Origin of the sequence: Streptomyces sp. YS415 (genome assembly GCF_023544665.1) — a bacterium.
Taxonomy (GTDB): domain Bacteria; phylum Actinomycetota; class Actinomycetes; order Streptomycetales; family Streptomycetaceae; genus Streptomyces.
Genome location: NZ_JAMJFL010000013.1, coordinates 135306 through 146914, shown reverse-complemented (window position 1 = coordinate 146914; position 11609 = coordinate 135306). Strand labels below are relative to the sequence as shown.

Genomic DNA, 11609 nt, shown 5'->3' with positions numbered 1-11609 from the left:
CTCTTGTAACTCCCCTCGATACTGGCTTTGTTCACGACGTTGAGCCGATTGATCACCGGCCAACAAGACACAGGCAGAGAAGTCGGAACGGTTCAGATCACCAGCCGAGACGACCAGGAGCCCTGCCGCGTCACGGCCCCGACCACCGGCCGTCATCACCCGCGAACCACAGGATGAGAAGCGTTCAGGAGGGGTGTGCGGCATACTTCACGCCTGTGAACCTCAACGATGCCCAGCAAGTGCACCAGGTGTGGAGCCAGTTGATCACCTGGCTCACAGAAAACGCCCCCAACAATGCGGGCGCACTCGCCCCAGGCGCCCACCCCAACGACATTGCCATCGCTGAGCAAGCCATCGGCCGCGCTTTCCCCCCGGCCCTCGCCACTCTCCTTGGCCTCACCAACGGCGTAAACCCCGGCCCGCCACGCGAAACCCGTGCCGGGGCAGCCACTGAAGGTCTCTTCCTGCACAGCGACCGGCACCTGCTCTCCACCACGCTCATCCCCGAGGTGTACGCCTACCAGAGGCAGCGCGGCACCGAAGGCGGCAACGACGACTACTGGCAGCCCGGGTGGATTCCCTTCGCCGTCGACGCGGACTGGCTCAGCGGCCTGTTCATCGACTCCCGCACCGCCGCCGTCGGCACGTGGAGCGACTACGGCGAGGTCCGCGAGCACGCCTTCCCCGACCTGCCCGCTTTCTTCGATCATCAGCTCCAGCTCATGAGGAGACTTGTCCCGGAGGGCGAGCACTACGAGATCAAGCCGCTCAGTGCGCGTACGGCTGATGACCCTCCGGGATGCATCACGGACGGCGTCATCGAATGGGACTGACAAGCACGAACCCCCCACGGCTTCCCGTGGGGGGTTCGTGTTTGTTCAGTTGCCTACCTACGGAAGGGTGAACCCGTCGAGGTCAACCCAGTACTGGTCGTCTTCCAGGAGACGCTGGTTGGAGATGAACCCGCCGAACGGCTGCATCGACTGTGTGTTCTGCCACGTCGACATGGAGGACCGGCCGCAGGGCTCGTTCCACGTGGGGTCCGGGTAGTCCGGACGGAGATGGATGGAGGACGTTCCATCCGTGTTGCGCTTGATGTACGTCTGGACGCATTCGGCGCCGCTGTAGGTGACGGGGTTGGGTCCGGAGGGGTTTCCGGCGCTCTCCTTTGCGTTGGCGAAGGCGAACTCGTCACAACTGATTCCGTCTGTGCGCGGTGCTTGGGCCTCGATGGTCCATAGGTCACTGAAGTCACCGGTACCCGAGAACTTGCGCCACTTGCGGCCGCAGATGAACCTGCGGTTCTCGTCCGCCTGGGTTTCGCCCGAGGTGCTGGTCGGGCTCAGCTTCTGCGCCAGGTACGTCAGGGGCTTGCCACCATTGCTGTTGCCCCAGTCGACGTTGGTCTTCTTCCACATCAGGGCGATGTGGGCGGCGGCGCCCGGGAACTTCTTGGAGTTCATGACGTAGGTGGGCTTGTACCAGGAGAAGACGCATCCGCCGGCGGTGGTGACCACGGTGTCGCAGCGGATGGTGAGGTTGTCCTTCTCGGCGGTGGGCGTGGACTTGGTGCGCACGCCGTCGAGGGTTCCTTCGTAGCTCCAGTGCGGGAGGATGACGTCCCTGCCGGTGCCGTTCCACGTCATGGTCTGGGTGATGTGGTAGACGTGGCCGTCGCCCACAGTGAAGGACCCGCTGGAGCCGTTGGTGTTCTTCGGCGCCATGGTGCAGTTGCCCCGGCACAGGGAGGTGACGTCGAACGATGTCCGGGTGGCGCCGGTGAGGCTCTGCAGGCTGATGTACATCTCCTGCGTGATGGTTTTGGTGCGGTTGTTGGTGTGGATTTCGTGGATGTAGCGGAACTTGGCCGATTTGGCCGGGCTGTTACTGTCCGCTGCCTGGTTGATGTAGATCTCGTCGATGATGCACGCTTCGGTGCGGTCGAAGTCCATCGACAGGGTCATGGACGAGCAGGACATGCCGCCCACGGAGGAGGCGGAAGCTGTCTGCGCGGTCATGGCGGACTTGCTGGACTCGGTGGGGGCGCTCAGGGCGCTGGTGGCTCCGAGTGAGAAGAAGCGGCCGTCGATGTGGGCTGCGGGCTCCACCGGGGCGGGCTCTGCGGCGTTGGGGTTCGGGCTGGGGAAGGAGCCCAGGTTCAGGCCGTTGTAGGTGCCCGGCACGAAGGCGATGGCGTCGTAGGCGATGTCGGCGGCACCGTCACCGCCGTTGAAGTTGTCGAGGTTCACTTCGGGGATCTGGTCTCCGAAGTAGTAGGCGCCGAGGCTTACCCACTTGTTGGCCTGGTTGGCCTTCTGGGATGTGGGTGCCTCCATTTCGCCTTCGGGGGTCTGGATTCGGTAGACGGCGTTGGAGGTCTGTGCTCCGTGGTCGGGGATGTGGGCGAAGATCTTCGCCTGGCGGGTGGAGTTGGTCAGTGGGGCGTTCAGCTTCCAGGTGCCGGTGACCTTCATCCGGTCACCGGGCGCCGGGAACGACTCAGGCGAGCGGGTGTGGGTGAACCAGAAGTGGTTGCCCCATCCGGCGCCGATCTGGTGGGTGTCCATCTTGCCCGGGTAGGTGGTGACGGTCTGCCCGGTTTCGGCGTCGATGATATTCGATGGCTGATAGGTGAGGTTGAACGTTCCGGCTGACTTCACCGGCCCGCACCCTCTGGTATCGGACCCTGCTGGGGTGAGCCCGTTCGGGAGGTCGTCCACGATCAGGGCGTTCGTCGGCAGGGTGCTGGTGCAGTTCGGCGGGTAGGAGGCGGCGTCCGCTTGTTCCCCGTAGGTGGTGTTGAAGCGGTGGACGCCGTTACCGCACTGGGCGCCGGTGTTGCAGTTCTTCCATGTGGCGTCCGAATCCCACCAGCAGTGCAGCCAGTGGTCGTTGGTGTCCGAGTCGCCGGCATCGAGCTGGCAGGCGCCGAGGCCGGGGTCGTTGGAGTCGTTGTCGCCGATCTTGGACGGGACGCAGTCGTTGGAGGCGTTGCAGAACAGGTCGACCGGCGGCTTGGCCTGGGCGCGGTCGAGGTTGGAGTTCCACCATGAGGCCCGGTATCCGGCCTGGAAGTCGCCGGGGGCGAACATCGCGGAGATGGGTCGTGCGGCCCAGCCGATGACCTTTTCCTCATACGGCCAGTCCTGGGGGTGGGCGGCATCCGAGTAGTCGTCCAGCGCACTGTTGGTGTCGTGCTGGAGGAACATGACTCGGTTGGCCTTCCACAGCGGGTTGGCCGGGTTGTTCGTCCAGCCGAGGCCCCTGTGGCCTGCGCTGTCGGCGCTCTCGTAGAAACCGGAGTTGTACGCCCACAGGGCGTAGAACCAGTTCTCGATCCACTTGGGGTGGCCGTCGTTGACCTTCATCCCCATGCGGTGGACCTGGTTCCACTTGTCGGAGAGGATGCGCACGCCGTAGGCGATGTTCGCGGTGTAGTCGAGGGCGGCGGCTTCCTGGGTGAGGGTCGACAGGGCGGTCTCACCCGGCTTCGTCTTACCCGCAAGGCGCATGCCGTCGGTCACCTGGGTGATGCCGTAGCCGCAGTCGGCCTCCGACCAGTTGATGCGCCACGGATCGGCCTGGGTGCCTTCGGCGGTGTATTGAACGCCGTAGTAGTTGCCGATGAGGCTGTTGGCGGTGACGCCGGGGACAGCGAAGCGGGTGGCCTGCCACATGTTGGATTCCTGCGCGGTGATGCCGAGCATGACCTGTGCGGGAACGTGCCACTTGTCGTTGGTGGCGTCCTCGGTGTCGAGGGTGCCGTTGGGGTCACCCGCTAGGAGCAGCGGCGGGAAGAGGCCCTGCGGCTGGTAGCCGCCTGTGCCGGTGTTCTTCCAGTCCGAGTTCCGGTAGAAGTCGAGCTTGCCTACAACGGCCTGGTCCACGGCCCATTCCACCTGGCGGGGGGTGGGCTGGAACGCGGCCTTCTTGGAGTCGTTCCGCGTGACGGCGCAGTAGCGCTCATCTGTGCCCTCGGACGGCCCCGTGGGGGATGCGGCGAGGGCTTGGGTGCGCACGGTCTGAGTGGACATGCCACCCTCGTCCGTCGTGCCCACCGCGCTCTTCTTCGTCGGCTTCGGGGTTCCGATGGCCGGGGACATGGCGCTGCCCGCCTGGGTGAGCTTTTCACTCAGGCGAGGCGTTGCGTCGAGGGTGATGGTCGTGCCGGTGGCGAGGACCTTCACCGTGTTCCGTGCGGCCCGGGCCTGGTTGGCCTTGTCGGGGGTGATGAGGCTGGTTTTGCCGTCGGCCCACATGGTTGTCACGGCGGCATGGCCGTGGCTGGACAGGCGTGCACCCTTGGCAATGCCACCAGGGTTGGCGACCTGGGTGGGCAGCTGAGTCTTGTTGGCCGCCTTACCGGTGATGTAGACGCGACCGTTGGAGGTGCGGGTCAGGTCCCAGTCGGTGAGCTTGCCCGAGGCGACCACGGCTGCGTTCGCCTTGCCCGTACGGGCTTGTACCGGCGTGAGGTGGCGGGCGCGGGCGTTGACCGTGGCACCGGCCTTGCGGTCGATGTCACGGTCGATGAAGGTGACACCGCCGTCCTTGTCGGCGGTGAGCTGGAACGGGACGGTCCTGGTGGTGAGGAGAACCGTCTCCTTCTTGCCGTTCAGGCGTACCAGCTTGTTGCCGTGGGCGGCGACGATGCCGTTCTTCGTGGGAACGGCTGAGGTGACCTGCCCGGGGAACTCGGCCGACGTGGTTGGCTTGCCGGTGGCAGCGTTGACGGTGATGAGGCGCGTGTTCTGCTTCTTGTCGCCGTCGTGGGAGAGCTGCGTGAACACGACCTGGTCGCCGTTGCCGCAGCCGGGGCTGAAGTAGGCGAGGGAGGCGTTGAAGGGCAGCTTGTTCACCGCGCCGGTCTTGAGGTTGACGATGGCGGCGAACGCGCCGCGCACCATCAGCTCGGGCCGGTTGGTGAAGGTACGCGGTGCGTAGGCGACGGCCGCGTACCTTCCGGATTCGGTGAGGCAGGCGTTACCGATCCAGCTGTCGGCGTCGAAGCCGTCCTCACGCAGACTCGCGGCGGTCTTCCACCCGTAGCCGTCCGCTTCGCCGGCGGTGAGGAGGTGGAAGCCGGTCGCATCCCCAGAAGTGGTGAACGCGGTGTCCTGGGACTTGCTGTAGCCGGTGCCGAGCGTCTTGATGCGGTCCTTGGCTGGGATCGCGGTCGGGCGCGGGGTGGTCTTCTTGGTGGTGTTCCAGCCGTTGGCCGCACCCTTGGGCGGGGTGGGTGTGTCGGCCTTTGCGGGCATGGTGAGCGGTATGGCCAGCGCGGTCGCTGTGGCGACCACGACGGATATCCGCCAGCCTCTGCGGGTTTGCTTCACGTGAGCTGGTGTTCCTGTTTCTCGTAGGTGGTCAGCCGGTCGATGCAGATCTTCGGCGGCTGTTCGGGCATGGGTCCGAGGCGGGTGCCGCCATCGGTGAATGCCTCGGCTTTGGTCCCTTGGGCGGGGACCAATAGAGGCGATAGGTGTTGGCGACCCAGCCTTGGCCGTCGCCGTTGCTGACCTCGACTCCGTAGTTCTGCACGTTGTCGGTGGTGTTGCGGGCGGTGACGGTGGTGAACACGCCGCCGTCTCCAGTGATGGCGTCCACGGTGACGTTCCTGGAGGTCAGGACGCGGGTGGAGCCTTCCTGGAGAGAATGACGGTGTGTGCTCCGCTTCCAACTTCACGGTGAAGGCGGAGAGTTGTGAAGGCCGTACTGGTGGCGACCGCGGGTACCGGGGTTCTGCTGACCTCGGTGGTTCAGCCGGTGCAGGCGGTAGCTGCTGCCAAAGCGGTGACGGCTACGGCCAACGTCACGGTGGCACGCTGGTTGCAGCTTCTGACGGTGAGACGGATGCCCATGTAGCGGGTGCAGCCGGTGTCGTTGAAGAGCACGGCGTACATGGGCTGGGCGTAGGAGGAGGAGACGGATGCCTGGCCGTTCCACCAGGTGTAGATGGAGCCGTAGGTTCCCGAGGACGCGGCGCCGGTGGAGGTGGTGTGTCCGGGACCGCGCCCGTTGGCAGGTGGCGGCTGCGACCTCCGGGTTGGCGTCCATCATCTGCCGGGTGGTGCGTTGGCCTGTTTGTCGATGCCGGTGACCGTCTCACCCTTTTGCAGGCGGCGATCCCGCTGCGGCGCAGGGAACGCTGGGGCGGTGATGGCGGCACTGACGAGGGGAGCGGGCGCGAGAGGGGTAGGCAACTTCATGCGGGTTTCCCCTTTTTTTGATCGTCGGACGGGTGGCGCGCGCGAACTTGGCGAAGCGAATGAGTGTGCACACTGAGGTCTTTATTGCGTGCTGATCCTCTTGGCGGCCGTGATTCGCTCGCCGAGGTCCTTCTTGATGCCGTCGAGCTTGGCCTTGTTGGCGGCGATCTGCTTGTTCTGGATCTTGGTCTCTTCGGCGGCCCACATGCGGATGAGGTTCGTCTGCTCCTTGCAGTCGATGTCCGCGAGCGCGAGAGCGATGGTGTCCTTGGTGGGCTTGTTGTCCTGTGTAGCGCCCTGCTCCATGGCCTTCCACGGGGTGGCGACATCATGCCCGGCCTTCTTCATGCAGGCGGACCAGTCGCTGACGGCGTTCTTGACGGCGGTCGCGTCCTGGGAGGCGGCGAGGCTTTGGCCGTTGAGGTCCGAGACGAAGTAGACGTCCTGCTCATTCATGCCGGCCTGCTTCTTCGCCCAGCCGGTGCAGCCTCCTTCCTTGAGCTTGATGCCGTTGTGCTCGGCGCGGGCGGGCTTGCTGACCGGGGCGGCGAAGTACGGCTCGCCTGCCTTGGTGCCCTTCGGCGGTTCGGGCTTCTCGGGCTTGGTATGGCCAGTGAGGACTTCAACCTGGACGTCGGTGAGTTCGGGCATGTTCTGCTCGACGTGCTCTTCGAGGATGGGGGCGAAGTCGTAGCCGTGCTTGGTGGCCTGGTCGCGGTCGGTGATGCCGTACCGGCGCTCGATGTTGGCGTCGTTGTCGGACGGCGGGGGATTGGCGCCGGGCTTGGGGAGGGTGACGGTGAAGCCGTACTCCTTCATGCACGACGAGGTCAGGGTGTTCTCGGCGGCTTCGATGGTGACGCGATCGGCGTAGGACACCATGTAGGGCTCCAGCGGAAGACTGATTCCCTTGGCCAGTCCGGCGGTGGGGGTGGGGTTGGGCCACTTGTCCTTGTTGACGACGGGCTGGTTGGCGGCGGCCGGGCTGGGCTTGTCGTCGCCGGCGGTGCAGGCGCTGAGGAAGCTGGTTGCTATGAGGGTGGTGGCGGCGAGCGCCTTGCGGGTGGTGTCCATGCGGGTGGCTCCTGTTCGGGTGGTTCAGGCGAAGCGCTGGCGGGCGTTGTTGTTCTTGAGGGCGGAGATGAGGTCGACGCGGCTGCAGCCCCAGCCGCCGCAATCGTTGGCCCGACCGGTCGGCGTCATGGACGCCTGCCTGTCCATCTCGCGGCCGATGAAGCGGCGACCATGCCTGCGTTGGCGGGGATGGCCGAGGTGGCCCCGCCGGCGAGCGTGGCCAGGCTGGACTCCTTGCCGGTTGCCGCGTCGACGGTGATCCGGCGGTCTGGGGTCTGCCGCTTCTCCTCACCGCCGTGGCTGGGCCGGGTGAACGCCGCCTCATGGACCTGGCCGTGACCGGGTGAGAAGTAGGCGCGCGACGACTGGAACGGCAGCCTGGGGACCTTACCCGGCAGTTCCTGGCCCTTGGGCAGTCCGGAAGAGGGCGTCTTCGCGGGCCAGTTGCTCCGGTAGTCCGGGGCGTGCTCCTTCGCCGGTCCGGGGACCGGTCGAGGGGCCGGTCCCCGGACCGGCGGGCACGCACCGAGCGATATTGCCACGGGCATGACAGCCGCATCGGTGGTCGCTCGCATGAGGACGTGCACGTTTTTCCTCGCCTGTGTGAGGGTGGGGACGGTGTCGTCGTTCGGCCGGTGGTGGGCCGAATGCCATCGCGGAGTCCGGGTCTTCCCACAGGGCCGGCCGCGTGAGCGGGCGGGTCGCGGCTACCGGCGCAGTGCCTCGACCGGCTGCACCCGGCTCGCCCTCCATGCGGGGTAGAGACCCGCCAGGAGACCGGTGAGCAATCCGATGCCGGGTGCCGCGACGGCGACCTGCGGATGGATCACGGGTGTCCAGTCCCTGGCCAGAGCGACGCCCACGACGGTGATGATGCCGAGTGACGCGCCGACCAGGCCGCCGAGCGTGCCGAGCGCGCCCGACTCGGTGAGGAACTGGGCCGTGATGTGCCGTCCGCGGGCACCCAGCGCGCGGCGCAATCCGATCTCACCGGTGCGCTCCAGAACAGCGACCAGCGTGGTATTGGCGATGCCCAGGGTCCCGATGAACAGACAGATCGCGGCGAGCACCAGGAACAGCTGGTTGAGATCACCTCCCACTCCGGCTCGCAGCGATCTGGGGTCGGGCGGTGGCACGGACCTGAAGTGCTCCGGGTGTGCGGGATCGAGCGACAGCGGTACCTCGGCGGCCACCTGCGTGGCGGCACCCAGGCGGGTGGACACGAGCATCTTGGGCGCGTTCTTCGGCGCACCCCAGATCTGCTGCGCGGTGGACCGGGGCACCACGACGGAGAGCAGCAGGTCGGCCTGGCGCTCGACGTCGTCCACGATGCCCACGACGCTGAAGGCCTCGTCACCGATGAACACGGCCGGCGCGGTCTCCAGGGTCGTGATGCCGAGGCGGGCGGCAAGGCCCGCGCCGACGACGGCGACCCGCTGCTCCGTGCGGTCGTGCCAGGGGTCGTAGAGCCGGCCCTGGGCGAGGGTGGGGTGCGCTGCTCGCAGTACGCCTGAGGAGGCGGCCACCACCTGGATCCGGCTGTTGCCGCGGTCGGGGCCCACCGGAGCCGATCGGACCTGTTCCTCGGGAGCCAGGTCGACGGACCAGTAGACGCCTGCGTCCCGTACGCCGTTGAGCCGCTCCACCCGCTGGTCCGCGTCGGCCGGGAAACCGATGGTGCCGAGGGCGCCCTGCTCGCGGGAGACGTCGTCGACGGTCACTTCGGTGGCGCTCAGCGCGTTGAACCGGTCGTCGATCTGCGAGGAGGCGGTTGCGGTCAGGCCGAGGATGGCGACGAACGTGCCGACTCCCAGCACCGTCCCGAGCGAGGTCAGCACGGAACGGGCAGGGCGCTGGAGCACGCCGGCGAGAGCCTCGGAGACCAGGTCCCGCGCCGCGAGCCGGTGCCGGACCACGCCAGAGGCCCGGCTGGCCGCGCGTCCGCGGAGCCCCGGCAGAGAGAACGGAAGACGCCTCATACGGACCTGCCTGACCGCAGGACGTCGAGGGTCGGGGAGTCCGGCCAGTCGGACGCGGGCTCGGGCCGGAGTGCCGTCGGGTCGTGCGGCCGGGCGTTCGGCTCGAGGTGCGGCGCAACTGAGGTTTCCGACAGGGCGCCGTCCCGAATGGTCACGGTGCGGCGACCGCGGGCCGCCACCGCCGGGTCGTGGGTGATGACGACCACTGTCATACCGCTGCGGTGCACCGCGTCCAGTAGTCCGAGGATGGCCTCAGCGGTCGCGGTGTCGAGGTTGCCGGTCGGCTCGTCGCACAACAGCAGCGACGGCCGTCCCACCAACGCTCGGGCGATAGCGACGCGTTGGCGCTCTCCACCGGAGAGCTGGGTGGGCAGGGATTGCACGCGGTGGCCGAGCCCCACCTGTTCGAGGGCGGCACGGGCGCGTGCCGCGCGATCCCGGCGCGGAGTGCCGTCGTAGACGAGGCTGAGCGCCACGTTCTCCAGGGCGCTGCGGTGCGGCATGAGGTGGAACGCCTGGAACACGAATCCGATGCGCTCTCCGCGCAGGGCCGTGCGGTCCGCGTCCGCCAGCGAGCCGGTGTCGACACCGTCGAGCAGGTATGCACCCGTCGTCGGTGAGTCGAGCAGCCCCACGATGTTCAGGAACGTCGACTTACCAGCCCCGGAGGGACCGACCACGGTCACGAACTCGCCGCGCTCGACGCGCAGGTCACAGGGAGCGAGTGCCTGTACAGGCGGCGGCCCCGGGTAGGTGAGGCCCACCTGCCGCAGTTCGATGACCGGGAGTTCGATGACCGGGGGTTCGGCCACGGCGGTCATGAACCCGCTCCCGCCGCGTTCGCGGGGTTCGGGCGCACGCCGACGAGAACCTTGTCCCCTTCGGTGAGCACGCCCGGGGTCCGCGGGCGTACTTGCACGCTGCCGTCCCCCGTGGTCCCGGTGACCACCGCCACCTTGCGTCGGCCGTCGCCCTTCTCCACGACGGTCACCGTCGTCGTGCCGTCCGCGCCCGCCGACACCGCCGACAACGGCACGACCAGGCTCGCACCCTTGGTGGCCGCAGCGCGCACGGTCAGGCGAACGTCCTGTCCGGTGAGGTCCGGCGGCAGCGGCTTGTCCGGGCGTACGAGCATCAGGTAGCCCTGGGCGCCGGTGGCCTGCTCCTTGTCCTCTCCTCCGCTCGCGGCGGTCTGCTCCTGACCGACGGTGTCCGCGACCGACACGACCTTCGCGGTTGCGGTGCGGCCGGTCACCTCGGACAGGATTTCCACCCGCTGACCGGACCTGACCAGGCCCTTCTCGTGCTGCTGGAGGTAGCCCTGGACGACCAGGGCGCCGGCCGACACGGTGAGGACCGGGCCGGACACCTCCTCGCCGACCCGCGCGTGCACCGCGTCCACGCGGGCGGGGAAGCGGGACAGGAAGACGACTTCGGAGGCGGGCAGCATGGGTCCGGTCGTCGCCCGCACGCGGGCCAGCTCGTCGCGCGCCGTGGCCAGGTCCTCCTGTGCTCGCTCGACCTGGCGCGCGGTGCTTCCGCCCGCACCCTTGCCGTCGGTGCCGAGAGGGTCGCCCACGCCCTTGCCGTCCGCGTCGGTGCCCGCCTCTGCGGCGTGGGTGCCGGAGCTGGTGCCGGACGCCGCGCCCAGGCGGGCGTCCTCCAGCGCTCGTTCGGCCAGGGTCACCGCGGCCTCGGCGTTGTGCACCGCGTTGTCGCCGTCTTCCTGGGCAGTCTGCGGTGTGTAACCGATGCGGTCGTAGAACCCGGTGAGCGCGGCCTTCGTCCGCGGCCCGAAGTACCCCTCGCGGTCACCGACCGTGCTGTGCCCGAGCGCGGTCAGCGCGTCCTGGAGCTGGGCGACGTCATCCCCCTGCGCCCCGGGCTTCAGGTCCCGGAAGACAGGCAGTTCGCCCCGCAGGGCGAACACCGGACGGCCGGAGACCTCAAGGAGCCGCTGGCCGGCCTCGATTCGCTGACCGTCCTTGACCGGCAGCTTGGTGACAACGGGCGCGCCTCCGTCGGGGCCGCCCGCCGAAGGGCTGACCTCGACGGTCTGGGCCGCGGTGACCGTGCCGCGGACGATGACCGAGTCCTCCAGGACCCGGTGCTCGACCGGGGCGGTGAGCACCGTCGGCGGGGGCGCTTCGGAGTCGGCCGCGGCCTGCGCGGGCGACTTGATGAACTGGGTGGCCGCCATGCCGGCGCCGGAGAGCACTACCGCTCCCGTGGCGATCCCCACGGCCCACCGGCGCTTTCGGGGCAGCCCTGCGGCACCTGTGTGCACCTCGCCATCGGACATGGCGGTTCCCTTTCCCCGGATCTATTCGTGGCCTTGCCCGGTGCG

The 11609-nt window shown here is 67.9% G+C and carries 9 protein-coding genes; 1 reads left to right on the top strand and 8 read right to left on the bottom strand.

Annotated elements, in window-relative coordinates:
• Positions 1–215 precede the first annotated feature (215 nt).
• Positions 216–833: an SMI1/KNR4 family protein gene (locus M8H82_RS18820; RefSeq protein ID WP_250075546.1), complete on the top strand. Its 618-nt coding sequence runs from the start codon at positions 216–218 to the stop codon at positions 831–833.
• Between the two features lie 57 nt (positions 834–890).
• On the opposite strand, the gene M8H82_RS18815 is transcribed toward M8H82_RS18820, so the two are convergent.
• The 8 genes from M8H82_RS18815 to M8H82_RS18780 all read right to left on the bottom strand — a co-directional run bounded on the left by M8H82_RS18815 (position 891) and on the right by M8H82_RS18780 (position 11564).
• Positions 891–5336, bottom strand: a complete 4446-nt coding sequence (locus tag M8H82_RS18815) for a hypothetical protein (protein ID WP_250075544.1) — start codon at positions 5334–5336, stop codon at positions 891–893.
• A 31-nt stretch (positions 5337–5367) separates the two neighbouring features.
• Positions 5368–5607 (bottom strand): hypothetical protein, encoded by a 240-nt coding sequence (locus tag M8H82_RS18810; protein ID WP_250075542.1) that lies wholly within the window; start codon positions 5605–5607, stop codon positions 5368–5370.
• A gap of 152 nt (positions 5608–5759) precedes the next feature.
• Positions 5760–5903, bottom strand: coding sequence for a hypothetical protein (locus tag M8H82_RS18805; protein ID WP_250075541.1), 144 nt, complete (start codon positions 5901–5903; stop codon positions 5760–5762).
• 387 nt (positions 5904–6290) lie between these two features.
• Positions 6291–7283: a hypothetical protein gene (locus M8H82_RS18800; RefSeq protein WP_250075539.1), complete on the bottom strand. Its 993-nt coding sequence runs from the start codon at positions 7281–7283 to the stop codon at positions 6291–6293.
• Between the two features lie 125 nt (positions 7284–7408).
• Complete coding sequence (locus M8H82_RS18795; protein WP_250075537.1) at positions 7409–7831, bottom strand: hypothetical protein; 423 nt, start codon at positions 7829–7831, stop codon at positions 7409–7411.
• 159 nt (positions 7832–7990) lie between these two features.
• Positions 7991–9262: an ABC transporter permease gene (locus M8H82_RS18790; protein WP_250075535.1), complete on the bottom strand. Its 1272-nt coding sequence runs from the start codon at positions 9260–9262 to the stop codon at positions 7991–7993.
• Complete coding sequence (locus M8H82_RS18785; RefSeq protein WP_250075534.1) at positions 9259–10083, bottom strand: ABC transporter ATP-binding protein; 825 nt, start codon at positions 10081–10083, stop codon at positions 9259–9261. Before M8H82_RS18785 ends, M8H82_RS18790 begins: the two co-directional genes overlap by 4 nt.
• Positions 10080–11564 (bottom strand): peptidoglycan-binding protein, encoded by a 1485-nt coding sequence (locus M8H82_RS18780; RefSeq protein ID WP_250075532.1) that lies wholly within the window; start codon positions 11562–11564, stop codon positions 10080–10082. Before M8H82_RS18780 ends, M8H82_RS18785 begins: the two co-directional genes overlap by 4 nt.
• Positions 11565–11609 lie beyond the last annotated feature (45 nt).